The organism is Klebsiella sp. RIT-PI-d (assembly GCF_001187865.1).
GTDB lineage: Bacteria > Pseudomonadota > Gammaproteobacteria > Enterobacterales > Enterobacteriaceae > Superficieibacter.
In genome coordinates, this window is record NZ_LGIT01000017.1 from 235,507 (window position 1) to 260,577 (window position 25,071).

The 25,071-nt window shown below is 52.5% G+C and carries 22 protein-coding genes; 12 read left to right on the plus strand and 10 right to left on the minus strand.

The window, feature by feature from the left end; all coding sequences use genetic code 11:
• The first annotated feature begins 1 nt into the window (after position 1).
• The 7 genes from ftsQ (at position 2) to mutT (ending at position 8,285) form a co-directional block, all read left to right on the plus strand.
• Positions 2 to 832: a cell division protein FtsQ gene (gene ftsQ / locus AC791_RS18430; protein ID WP_049841931.1), complete on the plus strand. Its 831-nt coding sequence runs from the start codon at positions 2 to 4 to the stop codon at positions 830 to 832.
• Complete coding sequence (gene ftsA, locus AC791_RS18435; RefSeq protein ID WP_049841932.1) at positions 832 to 2,094, plus strand: cell division protein FtsA; 1,263 nt, start codon at positions 832 to 834, stop codon at positions 2,092 to 2,094. Before ftsQ ends, ftsA begins: the two co-directional genes overlap by 1 nt.
• A 63-nt stretch (positions 2,095 to 2,157) precedes the next feature.
• Positions 2,158 to 3,306 carry a cell division protein FtsZ gene (gene ftsZ, locus AC791_RS18440; protein WP_049841933.1) on the plus strand — a complete coding sequence of 383 codons (1,149 nt, stop codon included), beginning with the start codon at positions 2,158 to 2,160 and terminating at the stop codon, positions 3,304 to 3,306.
• A 100-nt stretch (positions 3,307 to 3,406) separates the two neighbouring features.
• Positions 3,407 to 4,324 carry a UDP-3-O-acyl-N-acetylglucosamine deacetylase gene (lpxC, locus tag AC791_RS18445; RefSeq protein WP_049841934.1) on the plus strand — a complete coding sequence of 306 codons (918 nt, stop codon included), beginning with the start codon at positions 3,407 to 3,409 and terminating at the stop codon, positions 4,322 to 4,324.
• 245 nt (positions 4,325 to 4,569) lie between these two features.
• Positions 4,570 to 5,070 carry a secA translation cis-regulator SecM gene (gene secM, locus AC791_RS18450; protein ID WP_049841935.1) on the plus strand — a complete coding sequence of 167 codons (501 nt, stop codon included), beginning with the start codon at positions 4,570 to 4,572 and terminating at the stop codon, positions 5,068 to 5,070.
• Positions 5,071 to 5,128: 58 nt separating this feature from the next.
• Positions 5,129 to 7,834 (plus strand): preprotein translocase subunit SecA, encoded by a 2,706-nt coding sequence (gene secA, locus AC791_RS18455; protein ID WP_049841936.1) that lies wholly within the window; start codon positions 5,129 to 5,131, stop codon positions 7,832 to 7,834.
• A gap of 58 nt (positions 7,835 to 7,892) precedes the next feature.
• Positions 7,893 to 8,285: an 8-oxo-dGTP diphosphatase MutT gene (gene mutT, locus AC791_RS18460; protein ID WP_049841937.1), complete on the plus strand. Its 393-nt coding sequence runs from the start codon at positions 7,893 to 7,895 to the stop codon at positions 8,283 to 8,285.
• Positions 8,286 to 8,461: 176 nt separating this feature from the next.
• On the opposite strand, the gene yacG is transcribed toward mutT, so the two are convergent.
• From yacG to coaE, 3 genes are read right to left on the minus strand one after another with little or no spacing between them, the layout of a single operon-like run.
• The gene (yacG, locus tag AC791_RS18465; protein WP_049841938.1) at positions 8,462 to 8,656 is read right to left on the minus strand and encodes a DNA gyrase inhibitor YacG; all 195 of its coding nucleotides are present in this window, start codon (positions 8,654 to 8,656) and stop codon (positions 8,462 to 8,464) included.
• Positions 8,657 to 8,665: 9 nt separating this feature from the next.
• Positions 8,666 to 9,412: a cell division protein ZapD gene (gene zapD, locus AC791_RS18470; RefSeq protein ID WP_049841939.1), complete on the minus strand. Its 747-nt coding sequence runs from the start codon at positions 9,410 to 9,412 to the stop codon at positions 8,666 to 8,668.
• Positions 9,412 to 10,032 carry a dephospho-CoA kinase gene (gene coaE, locus AC791_RS18475; RefSeq protein ID WP_049841940.1) on the minus strand — a complete coding sequence of 207 codons (621 nt, stop codon included), beginning with the start codon at positions 10,030 to 10,032 and terminating at the stop codon, positions 9,412 to 9,414. The genes zapD and coaE overlap by 1 nt, the downstream gene beginning before the upstream one ends.
• Before the next feature lie 309 nt (positions 10,033 to 10,341).
• On the opposite strand from coaE, the gene AC791_RS18480 reads away from it, so the two are divergent.
• A complete protein-coding gene (locus tag AC791_RS18480) occupies positions 10,342 to 11,385 on the plus strand; it encodes a GMP reductase (protein ID WP_049841941.1) in 1,044 nt (347 codons plus the stop codon).
• A 29-nt stretch (positions 11,386 to 11,414) separates the two neighbouring features.
• Here the strand turns inward: AC791_RS18480 and hofC are convergent, their stop codons facing one another.
• From hofC to nadC, 4 genes are all read right to left on the minus strand, one after another.
• Positions 11,415 to 12,620 carry a protein transport protein HofC gene (gene hofC / locus AC791_RS18485; RefSeq protein WP_049841942.1) on the minus strand — a complete coding sequence of 402 codons (1,206 nt, stop codon included), beginning with the start codon at positions 12,618 to 12,620 and terminating at the stop codon, positions 11,415 to 11,417.
• On the minus strand, positions 12,610 to 13,995 hold the full coding sequence (gene gspE, locus AC791_RS18490) for a type II secretion system protein GspE (protein ID WP_049841943.1): 1,386 nt from the start codon (positions 13,993 to 13,995) through the stop codon (positions 12,610 to 12,612). Before gspE ends, hofC begins: the two co-directional genes overlap by 11 nt.
• A 12-nt stretch (positions 13,996 to 14,007) precedes the next feature.
• Positions 14,008 to 14,445 carry a prepilin peptidase-dependent pilin gene (gene ppdD / locus AC791_RS18495; protein ID WP_049841944.1) on the minus strand — a complete coding sequence of 146 codons (438 nt, stop codon included), beginning with the start codon at positions 14,443 to 14,445 and terminating at the stop codon, positions 14,008 to 14,010.
• A gap of 180 nt (positions 14,446 to 14,625) precedes the next feature.
• The gene (gene nadC, locus AC791_RS18500) at positions 14,626 to 15,519 is read right to left on the minus strand and encodes a carboxylating nicotinate-nucleotide diphosphorylase (protein WP_049841945.1); all 894 of its coding nucleotides are present in this window, start codon (positions 15,517 to 15,519) and stop codon (positions 14,626 to 14,628) included.
• Positions 15,520 to 15,606: 87 nt separating this feature from the next.
• Between nadC and ampD the strand changes: the two genes are divergently transcribed.
• Together ampD and ampE are read left to right on the plus strand one after the other, a co-directional pair.
• Complete coding sequence (ampD, locus tag AC791_RS18505) at positions 15,607 to 16,170, plus strand: 1,6-anhydro-N-acetylmuramyl-L-alanine amidase AmpD (RefSeq protein ID WP_049841946.1); 564 nt, start codon at positions 15,607 to 15,609, stop codon at positions 16,168 to 16,170.
• Positions 16,167 to 17,021 (plus strand): beta-lactamase regulator AmpE, encoded by an 855-nt coding sequence (ampE, locus tag AC791_RS18510; protein ID WP_049841947.1) that lies wholly within the window; start codon positions 16,167 to 16,169, stop codon positions 17,019 to 17,021. Before ampD ends, ampE begins: the two co-directional genes overlap by 4 nt.
• Here ampE and AC791_RS18515 read toward each other — a convergent pair.
• The 3 genes from AC791_RS18515 to aroP form a co-directional block, all read right to left on the minus strand.
• Complete coding sequence (locus AC791_RS18515; protein WP_049841948.1) at positions 17,018 to 17,989, minus strand: family 43 glycosylhydrolase; 972 nt, start codon at positions 17,987 to 17,989, stop codon at positions 17,018 to 17,020. The two genes, ampE and AC791_RS18515, sit on opposite strands and share 4 nt — an antisense overlap.
• The gene (locus tag AC791_RS18520) at positions 17,989 to 19,395 is read right to left on the minus strand and encodes an MFS transporter (protein ID WP_049841949.1); all 1,407 of its coding nucleotides are present in this window, start codon (positions 19,393 to 19,395) and stop codon (positions 17,989 to 17,991) included. Before AC791_RS18520 ends, AC791_RS18515 begins: the two co-directional genes overlap by 1 nt.
• A gap of 159 nt (positions 19,396 to 19,554) precedes the next feature.
• Positions 19,555 to 20,925, minus strand: coding sequence for an aromatic amino acid transporter AroP (aroP, locus tag AC791_RS18525; protein WP_049841950.1), 1,371 nt, complete (start codon positions 20,923 to 20,925; stop codon positions 19,555 to 19,557).
• A gap of 542 nt (positions 20,926 to 21,467) precedes the next feature.
• Between aroP and pdhR the strand changes: the two genes are divergently transcribed.
• Together pdhR and aceE are read left to right on the plus strand one after the other, a co-directional pair.
• Positions 21,468 to 22,232 (plus strand): pyruvate dehydrogenase complex transcriptional repressor PdhR, encoded by a 765-nt coding sequence (gene pdhR, locus AC791_RS18530; RefSeq protein WP_049841951.1) that lies wholly within the window; start codon positions 21,468 to 21,470, stop codon positions 22,230 to 22,232.
• Positions 22,233 to 22,396: 164 nt separating this feature from the next.
• Positions 22,397 to 25,060: a pyruvate dehydrogenase (acetyl-transferring), homodimeric type gene (gene aceE, locus AC791_RS18535; protein WP_049841952.1), complete on the plus strand. Its 2,664-nt coding sequence runs from the start codon at positions 22,397 to 22,399 to the stop codon at positions 25,058 to 25,060.
• Positions 25,061 to 25,071: the final 11 nt, after the last annotated feature.

A 25,071-nucleotide genomic window follows, 5' to 3' on the forward strand; every position in this document is an offset into this window, starting at 1 on the left:
TATGTCGCAGGCTGCGCTGAACACGCGAAACCGTGAAGAAGAGGAAGTCGCTTCTTCACGGCGAAATAATGGAACGCGCCTCGCAGGTATCGTTTTCCTGCTGGCGGTGCTGTGTACCGTGTTAATGAGCGGCTGGATGATTCTGGGCTGGATGGACGATGCGCAGCGTTTACCCCTGTCAAAACTGGTGTTAACCGGCGATCGTCATTACACGCGCAACGATGATATCCGGCAGTCTATTCTGGCGCTGGGCGCTCCGGGTACGTTTATGACTCAGGACGTCAATATTATTCAGAGCCAGATTGAGCGTCTGCCCTGGATTAAACAGGCCAGCGTCAGAAAGCAGTGGCCGGATGAATTAAAGATTCATCTGGTTGAATATGTGCCGATAGCACGATGGAATGACCAGCATATGGTCGATATCGACGGTAACTCTTTCAGCGTACCGTCAGATCGCACCAGCAAAGTTAATTTGCCCATGCTGTCAGGCCCTGAAGGAAGTGAAAACGAAGTACTGCAAGGCTATCGCGATATGGGAAAGGTGCTGGCAAAAGATAAGTTCACGTTAAAAGTGGCGGCGATGACCGCGCGCCGCTCCTGGCAATTAACCCTGAATAATGATATCAGGCTTAATCTGGGACGCGGTGATACGATGAAACGTCTGGAGCGCTTTATAGAACTGTATCCAGTTTTACAACAGCAAGCGCAGACCGATGGCAAACGGATTAGCTACGTTGATTTGCGCTATGACTCGGGCGCGGCTGTCGGTTGGGTACCGGCACCGGCTGAGGAACCTAATCAACAACAGAATCAGGCACAGGCAGAGCAATAATGATCAAGGCGACGGACAGAAAACTGGTAGTTGGACTGGAGATTGGCACCGCGAAGGTGGCCGCTTTGGTAGGGGAGGTTCTGCCCGACGGTATGGTCAATATCATAGGCGTGGGCAGTTGCCCGTCGCGTGGTATGGATAAAGGCGGGGTAAACGATCTCGAATCGGTAGTAAAATGCGTGCAACGTGCTATCGATCAGGCAGAATTAATGGCTGATTGTCAAATATCCTCGGTTTATCTGGCGCTTTCAGGTAAACATATTAGCTGTCAGAACGAAATTGGCATGGTGCCGATTTCAGAAGAAGAAGTAACGCAGGAAGATGTCGAAAACGTGGTGCATACCGCAAAATCGGTACGCGTGCGTGATGAGCATCGGGTACTGCATGTTATTCCTCAGGAATATGCCATCGATTATCAGGAAGGCATTAAAAATCCGGTGGGATTATCCGGCGTACGTATGCAGGCAAAAGTGCATTTGATCACCTGTCACAACGATATGGCGAAAAATATCGTCAAAGCCGTTGAACGTTGTGGTTTAAAAGTTGACCAACTGATCTTTGCCGGCCTGGCGTCCAGTTATTCTGTACTGACTGAGGACGAACGTGAGCTGGGCGTCTGTGTGGTTGACATCGGCGGTGGTACAATGGACATCGCTGTGTATACCGGCGGCGCGCTGCGTCACACTAAAGTCATCCCGTATGCAGGGAACGTCGTGACCAGCGATATTGCCTATGCCTTCGGTACGCCGCCAAGCGATGCCGAAGCCATTAAAGTTCGTCATGGCTGTGCGTTTGGCTCTATCGTCGGTAAAGACGAGAGCGTGGAGGTCCCAAGCGTTGGGGGACGTCCACCGCGCAGCCTGCAGCGCCAGACCCTGGCTGAGGTTATCGAACCGCGATATACCGAGCTGCTGAATCTGGTAAACGAAGAGATTTTGCAACTGCAGGAAATGCTGCGTGAAAAAGGCGTGAAACATCATCTTGCAGCAGGCATTGTATTAACCGGCGGCGCGGCGCAAATTGAAGGTCTGGCGGCCTGTGCGCAACGCGTTTTTCATACGCAGGTACGCATCGGCGCGCCGCTGAATATTACCGGACTGACGGATTACGCCCAGGAGCCGTATTATTCTACGGCTGTGGGCCTGCTGCACTACGGGAAAGAGTCCCATTTAAATGGTGAAGCAGACGTTGAAAAACGAGTAACGGCCTCCGTTGGCTCGTGGATTAAACGACTTAACAGTTGGCTACGAAAAGAATTTTGATTTTTTTAAGAGAACGCAGAAAATTAGCGATCTCAGGCGACAGGCACAAAACGGAGAGAAACTATGTTTGAACCTATGGAACTGACCAACGACGCGGTGATTAAAGTCATCGGCGTCGGTGGCGGTGGCGGCAATGCCGTTGAACACATGGTGCGTGAGCGCATCGAAGGTGTTGAATTCTTCGCGGTAAATACCGACGCTCAGGCGCTACGTAAAACCGCAGTGGGTCAGACGATTCAGATCGGTGGTGGTATCACCAAAGGTCTGGGCGCTGGCGCTAATCCGGAAGTCGGCCGCAACGCCGCTGACGAAGATCGTGAAGCTTTACGTGCCGCGCTTGACGGGGCAGACATGGTGTTTATCGCTGCGGGCATGGGCGGTGGTACCGGTACGGGCGCGGCGCCGGTGGTTGCTGAAGTTGCCAAAGACCTTGGCATCCTGACCGTGGCTGTCGTAACCAAGCCGTTCAATTTTGAAGGCAAAAAGCGTATGGCTTTTGCTGAGCAGGGGATCACCGAGCTGTCCAAGCACGTTGACTCCCTGATCACGATCCCAAACGACAAACTGCTGAAAGTGCTGGGCCGTGGCATTTCACTGCTTGACGCCTTTGGGGCCGCAAACGACGTATTAAAAGGTGCCGTTCAGGGTATCGCCGAGCTGATTACCCGCCCGGGTCTGATGAACGTCGACTTTGCTGACGTGCGTACCGTGATGTCCGAAATGGGCTACGCCATGATGGGCTCCGGCGTGGCGAGCGGTGAAGATCGTGCGGAAGAAGCGGCAGAAATGGCTATCTCGTCTCCGCTGCTGGAAGACATCGACCTGTCTGGCGCACGTGGCGTGCTGGTTAACATCACGGCGGGCTTTGACCTGCGTCTTGATGAGTTCGAAACCGTGGGTAACACTATCCGTGCATTTGCTTCAGATAATGCGACTGTGGTTATCGGTACCTCTCTTGACCCGGATATGAACGACGAACTGCGCGTGACGGTTGTTGCCACCGGTATTGGCATGGACAAACGTCCTGAAATTACCCTGGTGACGAACAAACAGACACAACAACCGGTGCTGGATCGCTATCAGCAACACGGTATGGCTCCGTTGACTCAGGAGCAGAAGCCAGCGGCGAAGGCGGTAAACGACACCACTTCTCAGGCAAAAGAGCCGGATTATTTGGATATTCCTGCCTTTTTGCGTAAGCAGGCTGATTAAGAATTGACTGGAAGTTGGGCATCTTAGCTCTTTGTGCTAAACTGCTCGCCCGAATGTATAGTACACTTCGGTTGGATAGGTAATTTGGCGAGATTATACGATGATCAAACAAAGGACACTTAAACGTATCGTTCAGGCGACTGGCGTCGGTTTACATACCGGCAAAAAAGTCACGCTGACGCTGCGCCCTGCGCCGGCAAATACCGGGGTCATCTATCGTCGCACCGACTTGAATCCACCGGTAGATTTTCCGGCCGATGCCAAATCTGTGCGTGATACCATGCTCTGTACTTGCCTGGTTAATGAGCATGACGTGCGGATATCAACGGTAGAACATCTGAATGCCGCACTGGCTGGCCTGGGTATCGACAACATCATTATTGATGTTGATGCACCTGAAGTGCCAATTATGGACGGCAGTGCTGCTCCGTTCGTATACCTGCTGTTAGATGCAGGCATCGACGAACTAAACTGCGCGAAGAAATTCGTTCGCATTAAAGAGACCGTTCGCGTTGAAGATGGCGACAAATGGGCTGAATTCAAACCGTACAATGGTTTTTCGTTGGACTTTACCATCGACTTTAACCATCCGGCGATTGATTCCAGCAACCAGCGCTACGCGATGAACTTCTCTGCGGACGCCTTCATGCGTCAGATCAGCCGTGCACGTACTTTCGGCTTTATGCGCGATATCGAATACTTACAGTCTCGTGGTTTGTGCCTGGGCGGGAGTTTCGACTGTGCCATCGTAGTAGATGATTATCGTGTACTGAACGAAGACGGTCTGCGTTTTGAAGATGAATTTGTTCGTCACAAAATGCTGGACGCTATCGGCGACCTGTTCATGTGCGGTCACAATATTATCGGCGCGTTTACCGCCTATAAGTCGGGTCATGCACTGAACAACAAATTGCTACAGGCTGTCCTGGCAAAACAGGAAGCCTGGGAATATGCCACCTTCGAAGATGACGCAGAATTGCCGCTGGCATTTAAAGCGCCTTCCCTGGTACTGGCATAACGCCTTAAAATTCGACTGGTTGACCTGGCACCCTCTCCGTCCAGGAAAACCAGTCGTTTTCTATTTTTACACCCCGTAACATTCCATTTCAGATTATCCTCCAGGCCGACTGCCGCTTTCTTGCTCTGTTTATGACCTTTCCAGCTTTATTACTACTGTCGCGATCGGGCATTAATGGTAATATCATTACAGGATATGAAATTCAGAGCGTCAGGCTCTTGGGCAAGTAAAGAGTGGTGGATTAAGTGAGTGGGTTACTGACGCGCTGGCGACAGTTAGGCAGACGGTATTTTTGGCCGCATCTCCTGTTGGGGATGGTCGCGGCTGGCTTTGGCCTGCCTGCGCTCGCCAATACCGAACCCGCAGTGCCGGCGAAAGCAGCGGCAAGTAGTCATAATCAGCCCTCAGGCGTTAGTTTCACGCATCTGGCGCTGCTGGAAGGCAATCGCCGCCCCGCGTTTACCGTAGATTACTGGCATCAGCACGCCATTCGCACGGTTATTCGCCACCTCTCTTTTGCTATGGCACCGCAAGTTCTGCCGGTGGCTGAAGAGCCGCTGGCGCTCGAAGCACATCACATCGCACTGCTTAATACACTTAGCGCGATGTTGACGCAGGAAAGTCAGCCGCCTGCAATCGTCCGACAGGTGGCTATCACCTCTTTTGCACCGCAATCCGCCTTTAGTATCTCTGCCTGGATACGTCAGGCGCAGGGCATTCGCGCCGGACCTCAACGCCTTAGCTGAATCTTTTTTCCTTCAACTACTTTTTGACTCCGCAGAGCGGGGCGTTTGAGATTTTAATATGCTAATCAATTTATTAACCAAAGTTTTCGGTAGTCGTAACGATCGTACCCTGCGCCGTATGCGTAAAGCCGTTTCCCTGATCAACAGCATGGAACCGGCAATGGAAAAGCTCTCCGATGACGAGCTAAAAGCCAAAACCGACGAATTCCGTACGCGCCTGGCGAAAGGTGCCACCGTAGAGAGCCTGATCCCGGAAGCATTTGCTGTCGTTCGTGAAGCGAGCAAACGTGTTTTTGGAATGCGCCACTTTGACGTTCAGCTGCTGGGCGGCATGGTACTTAACGAACGCTGCATCGCAGAAATGCGTACTGGTGAAGGTAAAACGCTTACTGCAACCCTGCCGGCATATCTTAATGCGCTGTCTGGTAAAGGCGTTCACGTGGTTACCGTCAACGACTATCTGGCACAGCGTGATGCCGAGAACAACCGTCCGCTGTTTGAATTCCTCGGCATGAGCGTGGGCATTAACATGTCCGGTTTGCCTGCACCGGCAAAACGTGAGGCTTACGCTTCAGACATCACCTACGGAACGAACAACGAATACGGTTTTGACTACCTGCGTGACAACATGGCGTTCAGCCCGGAAGAGCGTGTACAGCGTAAACTGCACTATGCGCTGGTGGATGAAGTTGACTCCATTCTGATCGATGAAGCGCGTACGCCGCTGATCATCTCTGGTCCGGCTGAAGACAGTTCAGAAATGTACAAGCAGATGAACAAAATCATCCCGCATCTGATCCGTCAGGAAAAAGAAGACTCCGACACGTTCCAGGGTGAAGGCCACTTCTCCGTGGACGAAAAAGCGCGTCAGGTGAACCTGACCGAACGCGGACTGGTGCTGATTGAAGAGCTGCTGGTAAATGAAGGCATCATGGCCGAGGGTGAGTCACTTTACTCGCCGGGCAATATCATGATGATGCACCACGTTACCGCCGCATTACGCGCCCACGTGCTGTTTACCCGTGACGTTGACTACATTGTTAAAGATGGCGAAGTTATTATCGTTGACGAACACACCGGTCGTACCATGCAGGGTCGCCGTTGGTCAGATGGTCTGCACCAGGCCGTTGAAGCCAAAGAAGGCGTGGAGATCCAGAACGAAAACCAGACTCTGGCATCTATTACCTTCCAGAACTATTTCCGTCTTTACGAGAAACTGGCCGGTATGACCGGTACAGCGGATACCGAAGCTTTCGAATTTAGCTCCATCTACAAGCTGGACACGGTGGTCGTTCCGACGAACCGTCCGATGATCCGTAAGGATATGGCGGATCTGGTCTATATGACCGAAGCGGAAAAAATCCAGGCCATTATTGAAGACATCAAAGAGCGTACGGCGAACGGACAGCCGGTACTGGTCGGAACCATCTCGATCGAAAAATCTGAGGTTGTATCTGAAGAGCTGGTAAAAGCCGGTATTAAACATAACGTTCTGAACGCCAAATTCCACGCTAGTGAAGCAGACATTGTTGCTCAGGCAGGCTATCCGGCAGCGGTAACCATTGCCACCAACATGGCTGGTCGTGGTACAGACATCGTGCTGGGCGGTAGCTGGCAGTCAGAAGTGGCCGCGCTGGAAGAACCTACTGCGGAACAGATTGCGCAGATTAAAGCGGACTGGAAAGTGCGTCACGACGCTGTTCTGGCATCCGGCGGCCTGCATATTATTGGTACCGAGCGCCATGAATCGCGTCGTATCGATAACCAGCTGCGCGGACGTTCTGGCCGTCAGGGTGATGCGGGTTCTTCACGCTTCTATTTGTCGATGGAAGATGCTCTGATGCGCATTTTCGCCTCCGATCGCGTGGCGGGTATGATGCGTAAACTTGGGATGAAACCGGGCGAAGCTATTGAGCATCCGTGGGTAACGAAGGCCATCGCTAACGCACAGCGTAAAGTGGAAAGCCGTAACTTCGATATTCGTAAGCAGCTGCTTGAATATGATGATGTGGCAAACGACCAGCGTCGCGCTATTTATACCCAGCGTAACGAACTGCTTGATATTTCTGACGTTAGCGAAACCATCAACAGCATCCGTGAAGACGTCTTCAAGGCCACCATCGACAGCTATATTCCACCGCAGTCGCTGGAAGAGATGTGGGATGTTCCTGGTCTGCAGGAGCGCCTGAAAAACGATTTCGAACTCGAACTGCCGATTACCGAATGGCTGGACAAAGAGCCTGAGCTGCACGAGGAAACGCTGCGTGAGCGTATCCTGGCCAGCGCTATTGAGGTCTACCAGCGTAAGGAAGAAGTCGTCGGTGCCGAAATGATGCGCCATTTCGAAAAAGGCGTCATGCTGCAAACCCTTGATTCTCTGTGGAAAGAACACCTGGCAGCGATGGACTACCTGCGTCAGGGTATTCATCTGCGCGGCTACGCGCAGAAAGATCCGAAGCAGGAATACAAGCGTGAGTCTTTCTCCATGTTTGCGGCCATGCTTGAGTCACTGAAATACGAAGTGATTAGCACCCTGAGCAAAGTACAGGTGCGGATGCCGGAAGAAGTGGAAGAAATGGAGCAACAGCGCCGTGAAGAATCTGAGCGTCTGGCCCAGATGCAGCAGTTTAGTCATCAGGACGACGATACCCTTGCCGCAGAAGCTATTGCGGAACAAACCGGCGAGCGCAAAGTGGGGCGTAACGATCTCTGCCCGTGCGGTTCTGGTAAAAAATACAAACAGTGTCACGGCCGTCTGAGCTAAGGTCGTAATCAAATCTGAAAGGCGCAGATATCTGCGCCTTTTTTATGAGCCTGAAATAATGAAAAGATTGCAAATATCGGTAGGTATTATCCGTAACGCACACAATGAGATTTTTATTACGCAACGTGCAGCCGATGCGCATATGGCAAATAAGCTGGAGTTTCCCGGTGGGAAGATCGAGGCCAACGAAACGCCGGAGCAGGCGCTGATCCGTGAGTTACAGGAAGAAGTGGGTATTACGCCTCATGATGCGTCGCTATTCGATAAGCTGGAGTACGAATTTCCGGATCGGCATATCACGCTGTGGTTTTGGCTGGTAGAACACTGGGACGGCGAGCCATGGGGAAAAGAGGGACAGCCGGGACGCTGGCTGCCGGCGGAGGCATTAAACCCGCAGGATTTCCCACCAGCGAATACACCGATTATCGCGAAGCTGATTAAGGGAAACTAAGTTTCAGGCGGTGACATGCCGGCGGCACTGCGCTTGCGCGGGCCTATGTTGCGCGAAGGTATGGCAGCGATGTTTTCGGCGACGTAATTCCGGGGAACGGTGTGAGAGGTAGGGCAGGCGTTATTACAGGCCGGGCAAGGCGAAGCCGCCGCCCGGCAGGTCAGCGAATTAAAGTCCTACGACTTGTCTTCACTCCAGTCGTCGCTGTCAGACAGATCGCCCGCGCTGGGAATGCGTTTTTCTTCTGCCGCCCATTCGCCAAGATCGATGAGCTGGCAGCGCTTACTGCAAAAAGGGCGAAAAGGACTGCTTTGATCCCACGTGACTGTTTTGCCGCAGCACGGACAATTAACTACCATAGTTTCAGACATATGCTCTCCTTAACAGCAAGCCAGTTCAAAATCGAGACGATCGGGGATCTGACCATTTTCACTATCCAGCGGCAAAAAGCGGATCGCGAAGCGGCTTTTATGCCCTGAAATCTGCGGGTAAAGCTGGCCTTCCAGCGGTAATTTCAGCCGCAGTAGATCGGCGTCTTCGCCGTTGTCCTGATAAAAACCATGCAGGCTGGTTTGCTTGCGAAACGGCGCTGAATTACGCACAAGATCCATAATCAGCGTCAGCGCCTGTACCAGCGGTTGCAGGCTGGTGAGCCACTGACCGGTCTGTAGATCGCGCTGTTCCTGCGGCAGATGAAGCCAGATATGCAGTGTCGGCAGGTCGAAACTACAGCAGCCGCCAGGAATACTCAGGCGCTGACGGACCAGGCCGATAAGACGATCCTCACGCAGCAACTGACCCATTCGCGGCGCTGACATCAGCGTACTGCCGCAGGCTTTCAACTGCTGACGCAGGGATTCAATCCGGTCCACATCAACGCCGGGAACATCCGTCCAGGCCTGTAATTTTTTTTGCTGACGCTCCAGCTCTTTAAGCAGTTCAGTACGCACTTCTCCGCGTTCAAGTACGTCCAGCAGATCGCCGACATTACGAAAAAAATGCAGCGCGCCCGCATAGTCGTTAACCGGAAGCGCTGTAGACATCTGCTCGGTTAAAAATTCAATGCGCAGCCAGGTACGCATCTTTTCATTAAGCGGATGTTCAAAAAGGATATGGGTATGATGCATTACATTTTTTCCTGTGAAACAGCCTGCGCCGCGTATTGTAAATATTGTGCGTGCAGGCGGGCAACATCCGATGCGATTGCATCCGGTGCGCCATTGTTATCAATGACATCGTCCGCCACAGCAAGACGTTCTTCACGCGTTGCCTGAGCGGAGAGAATTTGTTCAGCATGTTCACGCGTCACGCCGTCACGCTGCATGGTTCTGTGAAGTTGCGTCTCGCGAGAAACATCGACTACCAGTACGCGATTAGCCTTCTTATATAGCCGGTTTTCGACCAGTAACGGCACCACCCAGAGTACCCACGGAGATGTTGCCTGATGAATCTGACGTTGGGTCTCTTGCTGGATCAGCGGATGTAACAGCGCATTAAGCCATGTTTTGTCATCCGGATGGGCGAAAATACGTTCGCGTAAAAGGCGACGATTGAGCGCACCTTCTGCGGTAAGGATTGATGGACCGAATCGGTCGGCAATTGCGTTAAGCGCCTGAGTGCCGGGCTCTACGCTCTGACGGGCAATAATGTCGGCATCAATGACGTTAATTCCCATTCGGGCAAAGGCGTTCGCAACTGTACTTTTGCCGCTGCCGATGCCGCCTGTTAACGCTACCGTATACCTCATAAAAACCAGTCCTGGAATACATTGATATTTTCTACCGGTCATATTTTAGGTTACGTCTGCACGAGTTAATCTCGCTCATTCTGACCGCCATGGCGTAACTTAAATTATTCAGGGTATAAATCAATTGGTTAAAAAAAGAGAATGCGTGGCGAGAGATAGTTATCGCTCTCTCAGCCTTCACCAGGTAAATTTATAGGATTGTAGCGTAAAAAAAGAGAAAATCGCAGTCTTGCACAGACATCATTAGTGCGTATGATAACGTCACTGGAGTTGCGCTTTATCTATTGCCCTTAACCCCAGGAACCCTACATGCGTATCGAAGAAGATCTGAAATTAGGTTTTAAAGACGTTCTTATCCGCCCAAAACGCTCTACCCTCAAAAGCCGTTCCGAGGTTGAACTGGAGCGCGAAATCACCTTTAAACATTCCGGTCTGCGCTGGTCAGGCATACCCATTATTGCCGCGAATATGGATACCGTGGGCACGTTTGGCATGGCAAAAGCGCTGGCGTCGTTTGGCATTCTGACCGCGGTTCATAAACACTACACGGCCGAACAGTGGAATGCGTTTATCCAGAGCGTTTCTGAAGACGTGCTTAAATACGTGATGGTATCGACCGGCACCTCTAATGCGGATTTTGAAAAAATCAGTCAAATTCTTAATCTTCATCCGGCACTGAGCTTTGTGTGTATTGATGTGGCAAATGGTTATTCCGAGCATTTCGTGCAGTTTTTAAGTAAGGCACGCGAAGCATGGCCGAATAAAACTATCTGTGCAGGCAATGTTGTGACTGGCGAAATGTGCGAAGAGCTGATCCTGTCTGGTGCAGATATCGTGAAAGTGGGTATTGGACCCGGCTCGGTTTGTACCACCCGTGTGAAAACCGGCGTTGGCTATCCGCAGCTATCAGCGGTAATTGAATGTGCTGATGCCGCTCACGGCCTCGGTGGTCAGATTGTCAGCGACGGCGGCTGTACCATGCCTGGCGATGTGGCAAAAGCGTTTGGTGGCGGTGCCGATTTCGTGATGCTTGGCGGTATGCTGGCCGGTCATGAAGAGAGCGGCGGGACCGTAGTCGAAGAGGACGGTGAGAAATTTATGCTGTTCTATGGCATGAGCTCTGAGTCTGCGATGAACCGTCACGTGGGCGGCGTTGCAGGCTATCGTGCCGCTGAAGGTAAAACCGTGAAGCTGCCGTTGCGCGGCCCGGTAGAGAATACCGCACGCGATATTCTCGGCGGTTTGCGCTCAGCATGTACCTATGTCGGGGCTTCTCGCCTGAAAGAACTGACCAAGCGCACCACCTTTATCCGCGTGCAGGAACAAGAAAACCGCATCTTCAACAGCCTGTAATCGCTCTGCGCTGGCACACGCCAGCGCACTTATCCCATTCCGCTCATGGCATCACCCAAATGAAAAATGGGCAAATACATCGCTACCACCAGGGTGCCGATAATGACGCCGGTGACAATCAATAGTATTGGTTCCAGCAGTGCTGCCAGATTATCGGCTATCGCGTGCGTCTTTTCACCGTGGTGACGAGCGAGATCTTCAAGCATCATATCCAGTGCGCCGGATGCTTCACCGGTTCTGATCAACTGTAAACACAGCGGGCTAAACTCGCCGCTCTTAGCCAGCGCCTGCCAGACTGGCAGTCCGTGAGAAATATCCTGATGTGCCTGATGTAAAATATGCTGCCAGTAGGGGCAGTCGAGTGTTTCACTGGCACTTTGCAGGCCCTGTAAAAAAGCGATGCCTGCGCTTTGGGTCAGCGCCAGAACACTGAATATGTGGCTGAGTTTTTGCCCGCGGATCAGGCTACCTGCTATCGGGCATTTCAGTAGCCATTTTTGCCTTACTGTCTGCCAGCCCGGATGGTGACGAAATTTGCTGAGGAGCAAAACACTTGCTGACGGCACCATCAGCAGCAGTAATCCCCGGCGTTGAATAAAAGCGGAAAAAGCCATAACGCCTCGTGTTAATGCGGGAAGAGGCGTATTAAAGGTTTGGTAAATTGACGCGAATTCCGGAAGTACCCAGCATACCATCGCCATAACGACTGCCAGTGCCAGCGTTAAAATAATCAGTGGATAGCGCAGTGCCTTGCGCACTTTTGCCGCCAGCCGCAGCTGTGCTTCCTGCTGTTGTGCCAGATGCAGGCAACACTGTTCAAGTTTGCCGGTTAACTCGCCGGTGCGGATCATCGCCAGCCACAGCGGGGGAAATACCTGTGGCCACTGCTGAAGTGCGCCAGAAAAGGCCACGCCGCGCTCAAGTTCATCGCCCAGCGTCTGAAGCAGCGCCTGCCACTGTTTACCCGGTTGCTGTTGCGCCAGTAAGGCTAACGCCTGCGGCAGAGTGAGTCCGGCATGAAGCAGCGTCGCCAGCTGGCGAATCACATCACAGCGATACTCGCTGCGCCAGAGTGCAGGGCGTACTACGCAGCGTGTGAGTTTTACTGGCGTGATGAACTGTTGCTGGACAGCCATTAACACTGCTGCACGACTGTTCTCCCATCTGATGCCCTCTCTTACTTCGCCTTCACGAGTCAGGCCGCGCCATTGCCAGAGCTGCTGCTTAGTTGTCATGTGGCGTTCCCAATACGCGCAATAGCTCTTCTACTGTTGTCAGACCCTGTTCTACCGCCAGGCAGCCATTCTCAAATAGCGTGGTCATTCCAGCACGCCGGGCCTGAGATTCGAGGGCGGCGGCGCTGAGATCGCTGGCAAGCGCCTGGCGGCTTTCACCCTCAATAGTCAACACTTCAAATAAGGCTGCCCGACCATAGAAACCGTGATAACAGCGATCGCATCCCTCTGCCTGCCACCGGGGTAGCGGCCGTTTCCACAGCGTGGCCGGTATGGCGGTATGCTCGCCGGTAAGCGTTCGACAATGTGGGCACAGTTTGCGTACCAGACGCTGAGCAACCACTAGCAGCAGCGATGAAGAGAGCATCCAGCGTGCGACGCCCATTTGTTGCAACCGTACCAGCGCCTCCGTGGTGGAGTTGGTGTGTAATGTTGAAAGCACCAGATGCCCGGTTTGTGCCGCTTTAATGGCAATTTCCGCCGTATCGCCATCGCGAATTTCCCCGACCATAATAATATCCGGATCCTGGCGCAGAAAAGCACGGAGAACGTTTTGAAATGTTAACCCGGCGCGCAGGTTAATTTGTGTTTGATTAATGCCCTCAAGCGGGATTTCTACCGGGTCCTCGACGCTACAGATATTGACGGCCGGACTATTGAGTGACTGAAGGGCGCTATAAAGCGTTACCGTTTTGCCACTGCCGGTAGGCCCGGTGACCAGAAGCAAGCCCTGCGGTGTTTTTAACGCATCGCTGAAGGCCTCAAGCTGGAGCAGCGTCATGCCAAGCTGGTGGATATCCAGCGCCTGCTCTACCTGATGGAGCAGGCGAAGCACCACTTTTTCGCCGTTTTTCCCCGGCAGTGTGGCAATCCGAAAGGAGACCCATTTCCCGGCCAGCTCAACGCTGAATTGCCCATCCTGCGGTACGCGTCGTTCGGCAATATCAAGATTACCCAGCACTTTCAAACGCGCAATAAGGGTCGCGACCAGCGCAAAGGGGATGACTTTTAATGCATGCAGTACGCCGTCCACCCGTAAGCGGATGCGCATTTTGTCTGTAAGCGGCTCAAAATGGATATCGGAGGCCCGCTGTAAGAGGGCCTGTTCTAAAATCTGATTGAGCACATCGACCGCCGTACCGCCACCGTCACTGACTGCGGGCAGGTGCGTTTGAGAAGAGAGCAGCAGATGCTGATCCATCTTTTCCTGCGACCAGCACTCGATATCGATTCGCTTTTGGGTGGCGAAGCGTAACGAATCCAGCAGTTGGCTTCCGGGATCGCCCACCACGGCAATATTGAGCGTTTCATCATCGCTTTCCAGCAGTACGGCCCGGTAGCGTTTACATAAAGCAATAAGCTGTTCCTGTTTCATAATGGCGTCTCCTTACGGTATATCGAAACGGAATACATCTTCGCAGGCCTGCAAAAGCGTGCTGTCCTGCTGAATATGACAGACTCGCTGCCAGCCGCTTACGCCGCTGGCGTTGTCCCAGCCAGGCGTCATTACCACGCTCAGGCCATTAAGACTCTCCTGGCCAGTCAGGGACACCACTCCCTGTGCCACCTGCATTTCCGCTACATAGCGGGTGGTGGTGGGGGAGGGAATGCCATTTTTACCGCCGTCGCAGTCGGCTAATCCTCCATGATCCAGCGCGCAGAGTTCGATGGCGGTGCGGTAAGGGATAAAGGTTTGTAGCATGTCGGTCAGCGCGGCTTTGCGCAGATAAGTCTGGTAGGCGGGGATACCGATAGCGCTAAGGATGGCAATAATGCCAATAACGACCATTAGCTCAATCAGGGTGAATCCTTGCTGTCTGTTCATGGTGTGCTCCCTGTTAAATGCGGGCACTCTGGCAGCAGAAGGATTATTTGACGAGCGCGAAACCGTAAAACGTGAAGCAGGCTTCCCGACTTTTTAACGGTATTGCAGAGGGATTACAGTAGATTGCGAGGCACAACGAAAAACGGGCCCGCAGGCCCGTTGAGCCATCAGGCACGGCGATTAGCGAAATCGCATCGACAAGTCGAGGGCGCGAATATGTTTAGTCAGTGCACCAACCGAAATAAAATCCACGCCGGTTTCGGCAAATTCGCGTAATGTTTCATGTGTGACGTTACCAGAGACTTCAAGCTGTGCCTGCCCGCGCGTGTGTTTTACCGCGTCACGCATCATCTCAGTGGTGAAGTTGTCGAGCATGATGATATCGGCTCCCGCTTTCAGCGCCTCATCCAGTTCATTAAGGTTTTCAACTTCGACTTCAACCGGTACGTCCGGGTGCAGCCAGAAGGCTTTTTCAATGGCCTGACGTACAGAGCCAGAGGCAATAATGTGATTTTCTTTAATCAGAAATGCATCTGACAGACCGAGACGATGATTTGCGCCGCCACCGCACAGAACCGCGTATTTTAGTGCGGTACGCAGGCCCGGCAGCGTTTTACGCGTATCCAGTAGTTGGGTATTTGTTCCAGCCAGCAGATCAACATAGCGGCGAACTTCGCTGGCGACACCTGAAAGCGTCTGGACAAAATTCAGCGCCGTACGCTCGCCGGTTAACAGCATGCGAGAAGGGCCATCCAGTTCAAATAAAGGTTGATCGGCAACCACATCATCGCCGTCTTCAACATGCCAGCTTAGGTGAACGCCATCGCCGGCAAGCTGGATAAAGACTTCTTCAACCCAGCGTTTGCCGCAGAACACGCCTTTTTCACGGGTGATCACGACGGCATGAGAGCGGCTCTCTTGCGGCAGTAATTGTGCGGTGAGGTCGTTATTGGCATCAACGTCGCCCCCTAAATCTTCGCGCAGTGCGTGTGCAACCGTTGACGGGATATCCAGACTAATGCGTTGTAGAAGGGCGTCACGTCGATTGTCAGGGCTATAACGGCGTGCGGGCATGATAAAACTCCAAATTGGTCACCAGGCATCAGGATGAAACATGCTACTCTGAAGCGCATATTCGCACCACCAATAAGGAGATTCTGTATGTATTTACATGAGGGTTGGCTGGCAGCAGCGCGGCGGGTTCCGTCCCCGCATTATGACTGCCGCCCGAATGATGAAGATCCCTCGCTGCTGGTGGTGCATAATATTAGTCTTCCGCCCGGCGAATTCGGCGGTCCGTGGATTGACGCGTTATTTACCGGCACGCTGGATGCCCGGGCCCATCCTTATTTTGCTGACATTGCTCATCTGCGCGTTTCTGCCCATTGTCTTATTCGCCGCGACGGCGAAATTGTGCAATATGTCCCTTTTAATAAGCGGGCCTGGCACGCGGGCGTTTCTTGCTATCAGGGGCGCGAACGCTGTAACGATTTTTCGATTGGAATTGAGCTTGAGGGGACGGATACGCTGGCATATACCGATGTGCAATATCAACAGCTGGCTAACATCACCCGCGCCCTGATTGAGCTTTACCCGGCTATCATCGACAATATGGCCGGACACTGCGATATTGCCCCGGTGCGTAAAACAGATCCCGGTCGTGCATTTGACTGGGCAAGGTTTCGCGCTCTGGTTACCGCCCCGTCAGAAAAGGAGATGCCATGACGCTTTTTACCTTGCTGCTGGTACTCATTGCCGAGCGCTTATTTAAGCTGGGGGAGCACTGGCACCTCGATCACCGGCTGGAGGTGCTATTCCGGCGGATCCGCCGTTTCTCCGTTGCGCGAACCCTGTTGATGACTGTCGCTATTATGCTGGTCACCTTCCTGCTGCTGCGTGCGCTATACGGTCTGTTTTTTAACGTGCCGCTGCTGGTGACATGGATACTTATCGGGCTTTTATGTATTGGGGCCGGAAAAGTGCGTTTGCATTATCACGCCTATCTGAAAGCGGCCGCGCGTAATGACAGCCATGCACGCGATACAATGGCCAGCGAGCTTACGCTTATCCACGGTGTGCCGCCGGATTGCAGCGAGCGCGAGTATCTGCGTGAGTTACAAAATGCGCTACTGTGGAATAACTTTCGCTATTACCTGGCGCCGCTTTTCTGGTTTATTGTCGGCGGCGTATGGGGACCTGTGCCGCTGGTAGGTTATGCTTTTTTGCGCGGCTGGCAGTCGTGGCTGGCCCGCTATCAAACGCCGCTTCATCGTCTGCAATCCGGCATTGATTCCATACTTCACGTGCTGGACTGGATCCCGGTACGGCTGGTGGGGGTTATCTATGCGCTGATCGGCCACGGTGAAAAAGCGCTGCCCGCCTGGTTTGCCTCGCTGGGCGATCGACATACCTCTCAATACCATGTACTGACGCGGCTGGCGCAGTTTTCTCTGGCGCGCGAGCCGCATGTTGATCGGGTTGAGACACCTAAAGCCGCGGTGTCGATGGCCAAGAAAACGTCGTTTGTGCTGGTGGTGATTGTCGCCCTGCTGACCATTTACGGTACGCTGATTTAGTCAGCATGCCGGGGGGCCTGGAGCGTATCCGCGGGCGGAATGCCGAAGTCTGGCATTCCGTTGTCCTGCCAGTAAATACGTTTTAAACGCGTATGGCGATTAGGATCGTACAGCGGATCGCCCTCAATTTCCGTATAGTTTCGCGCATGATAGACCAGCACGTCCTGTCCCTCTGTTGTACGGGTAAAGCTGTTATGCCCCGGCCCAAACTGGCGGTTTTCATCGCTGGTACGAAACACCGGCTGCGGTGATTTGTGCCAGTTTTGCGCGTCCAGTGGGTCGGCATCCAGCGCAATCCACAGTAGTCCCATACAGTAGTTCTCATCCGTCGCACTGGCCGAATAGCTGACAAACAGTTTGTCGCCGTGAAAGAGGGCGGCAGGGCCTTCGTTGACTAAAAAGCCACGGCATTCCCAGTCAAATTCTGGCCGGCTGATCATGACCGGCTCGCCTTTCAACGTCCACGGATTTTCCAGCCTGGCAAGATAGAGATTCGAATTCCCGGCAATATCCGGTGCTTTTTGCGCCCACAAATACCACTGTTTTCCCTGGTGGAAAAAGGTTGTTGCATCAAGGGCGAACGTATCGAAGGGAGTGACAACCTGGCCTTTTTCAACCCACGTTCCGCTGAGCGGACAGGCATCGGCACACTCCAGGACAAACATGCGGTGTTGAAACATGCCGAGGCTATCAAGCGCCTGAGTATGGGCGGCAGCAAAATAGATATACCATTTTCCGTCGATCGCGTGCAGTTCCGGCGCCCAAATAAGCTCACTCATTGGACCGGTATCCGGCTTACGCCATACGGTGACCGGCAGGGCGTCCGGCAGGGCCTCCAGGCTTGCCGCCCGACGAATTTCCAGTCTGTCATATTGCGGTACGGAGGCAATAAAATAATAGCTGCCATCATGGTGCAAAATAAACGGATCGGCACGCTGTTCGATAAAGGGATTAGGCCAGTTTTTCATCAGGCATTCCTTGTTTTTTCAGTCGATTGTTGCTGCTGATACACATTAAGCTCGCGGTAGTTTACCCGGCGTTTTTCGAGATCCGTCTGGATCTGCTGCATAAATTCGCGGTTAACTTTGAGTAGTCGCACGACGCCTGCGGTGATCAGATAGCCGATGCCTGGAATAACCGTAAATAACAGTACAATACCGTTTATCGCCGTTTCGTTCTGCGCTTTTGCGCCCGCATCATAACCGTACCAGGAGAGCAGGAATCCGACCATCGCCCCGGCAATCGCCAGCCCCAGTTTGAGGAAAAAAAGGTTGCCGGAGAAGCTGATGCCGGTAATGCGTTTACCTGTTTTCCACTCGCCATAATCGTCGACGTCCGCCATCAGCGACCAGTGCAGCGGGGAAGGGATCTGATGCAATACGTTAAGCAGGAAGTACAGGATCACGATGGTGATGGTGGCATGGGGATCGAAGAAGTAAAAGGCGCAGGAGAAAATCGCCAGCGCAATATTAGTCCAGAAAAAGACCTTCAGTTTGCACCAGCGGTCGGTGAGAACTTTGGCCAGCATACTGCCAATCATCATGCCCACTACGCCGAGGCTGATAAACAGGGTGGCAAAATGGGTACTTTGTCCCATCACCCACGTGACGTAATACATGGTTGCCGCCATGCGGATAAAACCGGGACACACGTTACACAGCGTCAGGAGTAAAATGCGGACCCACTGATCGTTCTTCCATACGTCTTTAAGATCTTTTTTTAGCTCGTCATTGGTGGGAACGGCAGGGCGGACGCGTTCGCGAACCGTGGCGAAGCAGAACAGAAACATACACATACCGATAAATGCCAGCACGGTCATCGCCATCTGATAGCCTTTCGCTTTGTTTGCGCCACCGAACCAGTCTGCCATCGGCAGTAGCGTCAGCGACAGCAGCAGCGTGGCAATACCGACCAGCACGAAGCGATATGACTGGCAGGCCACCCGCTCTTTCGGATCGTTAGTAATGACGCTGCCGAGCGAACAGTAGGGAATATTGATGGCGGTATAGGTGATCGACAGCAGGAAGTAGGTTACAAACGCATAGATAACTTTGCTGCTGTAACTCCATTCAGGGGTGGTAAACATCAGCACGCTAAACAGCGCGTAGGGAAAGGCGATCCATAATAGCCACGGCCGAAAACGACCGTATTTACTGCGGGTTCGATCGCATAATGCGCCCATAATCGGATCGGTAATGGCATCAATGACGCGGATAGAAAGCAGCAATACGCCAACCAGTGCCGGGGCAAGACCAAATATATCGGTATAAAAATAGTTAACAAACAGCATGATAGCGCCGAAAATAATGTTGCATCCGGCATCACCCATTCCATAGCCAATTTTCTCTTTTACTGACAGCTTAGTTGTGTTCATTGCCAGATTCTCTCCCTTAGTAGACGGGAGAATTATTTGCTGGCTATAGAATAATTGCGTTGCCGAATAGAGGCGCTGATATGGACAGAACTGCTATTGAAGCGAAAGTGTGAAGCAGATAACACCCTTCATCCGCCGGGATGAAGGGTGTGGGACGTGTTACTGTGCTTTAGCCGTTTTGGCCCGTTTCTGTTTAAACAGGTAGCCGATACCGAGTATCACTATCCAGACCGGGATCAGGTAAACCGAAATCGCCATCCCATCAGTCATCAGCATAATGACCAGCACAGCCGCCATGAACAGCAGGCAGATCCAGTTACCTACCGGATAGAACAATGCCGGGAAGCGCGGGGTAACGCCCTGCTGATGTTTAGCGCGACGAAATTTCATATGCGCAAGGCTAATCATTGCCCAGTTGATGACCAGCGCAGAGACCACCAGCGCCATCAGCAGGCCAAAGGCTGAATCCGGTGCCAGGTAGTTGATCAACACGCACAGGGCGGTGACGGCTGCCGACACGAGGATGGTATTAACCGGTACGCCACGTTTGTCGACTTTCATCAGCATTCTGGGCGCGTTGCCCTGGTGCGCAAGGCCAAATAGCATACGACTGTTGCAGTAGACGCAGCTGTTATAAACCGAGAGCGCTGCCGTTAATACAACGATGTTCAGGGCATTCGCGACGAACGTGTCGCCCAGTTCGTGGAAAATGAGTACAAACGGGCTGGTATCAGCCGTCACGCGAGTCCACGGCAGCAGGGACAGCAGCACCGCCAGTGAGCCAACATAAAAAATCAGAATACGGTAGATAACCTGGTTGGTGGCCTTAGGAATGCTCTGCTCCGGGTTATCCGCTTCCGCGGCGGTAATGCCGACCAGTTCCAGACCGCCGAAAGAGAACATAATGATCGCCATCATCATCACCAGCCCGCCGATCCCGTGCGGCAGAAATCCGCCTTGATCCCACAGGTTGCGCACGGTAGCCTGCGGGCCGCCGTTACCGCTAAACAGCAGCCAGCCGCCGAACAGGATCATTGCCACGACGGCAACGACCTTAATAATGGCGAACCAGAACTCCATTTCACCAAACACTTTGACGTTAGTCAGGTTAATGGCATTGATAGCAACAAAAAATACCGCCGCTGAGGCCCATGTCGGGATCTCCGGCCACCAGAACTGGATATATTTGCCCACTGCCGTTAACTCAGCCATAGCGACCAGGACATACAGTACCCAGTAGTTCCAGCCGGAGGCGAAGCCCGCAAAGCCGCCCCAGTATTTATAGGCAAAGTGGCTGAAAGAACCGGCTACTGGCTCTTCGACCACCATTTCGCCCAGCTGACGCATGATCAGAAAGGCAATAAAACCGGCGATGGCGTAGCCGAGGATAATGCCGGGGCCTGCGGACTGAATAACGGACGCACTGCCCAGGAACAACCCTGTACCAATGGCGCCTCCCAGTGCAATAAGCTGAATATGGCGGTTCTTAAGCCCGCGCTTCAGCTGGTCGCCATGTTGTTGAACTTCCATTCTGGAACCTCGTAAATGTCTATTGTGGGGTTACGCTGTCGTGCGCTTGTATGTGTGCAATTCCACTTTTCGTATTAATTTGTTTACACAAGCGTTATCTGAATTATGGTCAGAGTGCTTTTAACATCCACACAATAATGGTATGCGCGTGGGAATGCACCTGGTTTATGCAGGGATGCAAAACAGATGAATAAAAAGAAACCATTTGTAAACTCCCCCCTTTTTAGATTACCCGCCCGGCCGATCCCTTTCTATTTAGTATTTTTGAATAACTATCCATTTTTAGGGGAGTTGAATCGGTTCATGCAGGCATAAATCTGCGTTGTTAACGTTAAATCTACCTCTTGAGGAGTAAACATAACATTTGTGCAAAGTTACATTTTTGAAACGTTAGTTCTGTAAGGTTGTTAAAATGTGGTCTGTTTTATGATGTGAATCAAAACCTGTATGGACATAAGGTGAATACTTTGTTACTTTAGCGTCAAGAATATGAAATTGGTAAGACCAATTGACTTCGGGCAAAAGGCGTAAGATAGGGAATAATGGCCTACAGCAAAATCCGCCAACCTAAGCTATCCGACGTGATAGAGCAGCAGCTGGAGTTTCTCATCCTTGAGGGGACGCTGCGCCCCGGTGAAAAGCTTCTGCCTGAACGCGAACTGGCAAAACAGTTCGACGTTTCCCGTCCCTCCCTGCGTGAGGCGATTCAACGTCTCGAGGCAAAGGGCCTGCTGCTACGTCGTCAGGGCGGGGGAACCTTTGTGCAAAGTAGCCTGTGGCAAAGTTTCAGCGATCCGCTGGTAGAGCTTCTGTCCGACCATCCTGAATCCCAGTTCGACCTGCTGGAAACCCGTCACGCGCTGGAAGGTATTGCCGCTTATTATGCGGCGCTGCGCAGTAATGATGACGATCGCGCGAGAATAAGCGAACTGCATCAGGCCATCGAACGGGCGCAGCAATCGGGCGATCTTGACGCCGAATCCGACGCTGTCGTTCAGTATCAAATTGCCGTCACAGAAGCGGCCCATAACGTGGTTTTGCTTCATCTGCTACGCTGCATGGAGCCTATGCTGGCTCAAAACGTACGGCAAAACTTTGAGTTGTTGTACGCCCGTCGGGAAATGCTCCCGCTGGTCAGCAATCACCGTACGACCATTTTTGAAGCCATTATGGCCGGTGAGCCGGAACGCGCACGCGAAGCGTCACATCGTCATTTGGCCTTTATCGAAGAGATTTTGCTCGACCGCAGTCGTGAACAGAGCCGTCGTGAACGGTCAATGCGTCGGCTTGAGCAACGCAAGAATTAGTGATTTTTCTGGCAGAACCTGAACCAGAAGATGTTGTACCAATAGCGCCACTATTTAGAGCGCGGCAACTAAACGCAGAACCTGTCTTATTGTGCTTTCCGCTGAAAACACAATGGGACAGGTTCCAGATAAATCAACGTATTAGATAGATAAGGAATACCCCCATGTCAGAACGTCTCCAAAATGACGTGGATCCGATCGAAACTCGCGACTGGCTACAGGCGATCGAATCGGTCATCCGTGAAGAAGGTGTTGAGCGCGCTCAGTATCTGATTGATCAGCTGCTTTCTGAAGCTCGCAAAGGCGGCGTGAAAGTGGCGGCAGGTGCAGGGGCCAGCAACTATATAAACACTATTGCCGTTGAAGACGAACCGGAATATCCGGGTAATCTTGATCTGGAACGTCGTATTCGTTCAGCGATCCGCTGGAACGCCATCATGACCGTTTTGCGCGCATCCAAGAAAGATCTGGAGCTGGGCGGCCACATGGCGTCTTTCCAGTCTTCTGCAACCGTATACGAAGTGTGTTTCAACCACTTCTTCCGTGCGGCTAACGAGAAAGACGGCGGCGATCTGGTGTACTTCCAGGGCCACATCTCTCCGGGCGTTTACGCACGTGCATTCCTTGAAGGTCGTCTGACTGAAGAGCAGATGAATAACTTCCGTCAGGAAGTTCACGGTAAAGGTCTGTCTTCTTATCCGCACCCGAAACTGATGCCGGAATTCTGGCAGTTCCCGACCGTGTCTATGGGTCTTGGCCCAATCGGTGCAATCTACCAGGCTAAATTCCTGAAATATCTGGAACACCGTGGCCTGAAAGATACCTCTGAGCAGACCGTTTACGCGTTCCTCGGCGACGGCGAAATGGATGAGCCAGAATCTAAAGGTGCGATCACCATCGCAACCCGTGAGAAACTGGACAACCTGTGCTTCATCATCAACTGTAACCTGCAACGTCTGGATGGTCCGGTCACCGGTAACGGTAAGATCATCAACGAACTGGAAGGCATCTTCGCCGGTGCTGGCTGGAACGTGATTAAAGTGATGTGGGGCGGTCGTTGGGATGAACTGCTGCGTAAAGATACCAGCGGTAAACTGCTTCAGCTGATGCAGGAAACGGTAGATGGCGACTATCAGACCTTCAAATCCAAAAATGGCGCGTACGTTCGCGAGCATTTCTTCGGTAAATACCCGGAAACGGCTGCCCTGGTTGCTGACTGGTCTGACGATCAGATTTGGGCCCTGAACCGTGGTGGTCACGATCCGAAGAAAGTCTACGCCGCACTGAAAAAAGCGCAGGACACCAAAGGTAAAGCGACTGTTATCCTGGCCCATACCATCAAAGGTTACGGCATGGGTGATACCGCAGAAGGTAAAAACATCGCTCACCAGGTGAAAAAAATGAACATGGACGGCGTGCGTTATATCCGCGACCGTTTCAATGTGCCAGTGTCCGATGAGCAGGTCGAAAACCTGTCTTACATCACCTTCCCGGAAGGGTCTGAAGAGCACACTTACCTGCACGCACAGCGTCAGAAGCTGAAAGGCTATCTGCCGGCGCGTCAGCCTAAGTTCTCCGAGAAGCTTGAAATGCCTGAGCTGGCGGACTTTAAACCGCTGCTGGAAGAGCAGAATAAAGAAATCTCAACCACTATCGCTTTCGTTCGTGCCCTGAACGTGATGCTGAAGAACAAGTCGATCAAAGATCGTCTGGTGCCGATCATTGCTGATGAAGCACGTACTTTCGGTATGGAAGGTCTGTTCCGTCAGATTGGTATCTACAGCCCGAACGGTCAGCAGTATACTCCGCAGGACCGTGAGCAGGTTGCTTACTACAAAGAAGACGAGAAAGGTCAGATCCTGCAGGAAGGTATTAATGAGCTGGGCGCAGGCGCATCCTGGCTGGCTGCTGCGACCTCTTACAGCACCAACAACCTGCCGATGATCCCGTTCTACATCTACTATTCGATGTTCGGTTTCCAGCGTATCGGTGACCTGTGCTGGCAGGCAGGCGATCAGCAGGCTCGCGGCTTCCTGGTCGGTGGTACGTCGGGTCGTACAACGCTTAACGGCGAAGGTCTGCAGCACGAAGATGGTCATAGCCACATTCAGTCGCTGACTATCCCGAACTGTATTTCTTACGATCCGTCTTACGCGTACGAAGTTGCTGTCATCATGCATGACGGTCTGGTGCGTATGTATGGTGAAGCGCAGGAAAATATTTACTACTACATCACCACGCTGAACGAAAACTACCACATGCCAGCCATGCCGGAAGGTGCTGAGGAAGGTATCCGTAAAGGTATCTATAAACTCGAAACCCTCGATGGCAGCAAAGGTAAAGTTCAGCTGTTAGGCTCCGGTTCTATTCTGCGTCACGTACGTGAAGCGGCAGAGATCCTGGCAAAAGATTACGGTGTAGGTTCTGACGTCTATAGCGTGACCTCCTTCACTGAACTGGCGCGTGATGGCCAGGATTGTGAGCGCTGGAACATGCTGCACCCGATGGAAACCCCGCGCGTTCCGTACATCGCTCAGGTGATGAACGATGCACCTGCTGTGGCATCCACTGACTATATGAAACTGTTCGCCGAGCAGGTTCGTACTTATGTACCGGCTGACGATTACCGCGTACTGGGTACTGACGGCTTCGGTCGCTCTGACAGCCGTGAAAACTTGCGTCACCACTTCGAAGTTGATGCATCTTATGTGGTTGTAGCAGCGCTGGGCGAACTGGCTAAACGTGGCGAAATCGATACGAAAGTGGTTGCGGAAGCCATCACTAAATTCAATATCGATGCAGAAAAAGTTAACCCGCGTCTGGCGTAAGAGGTAAAAGA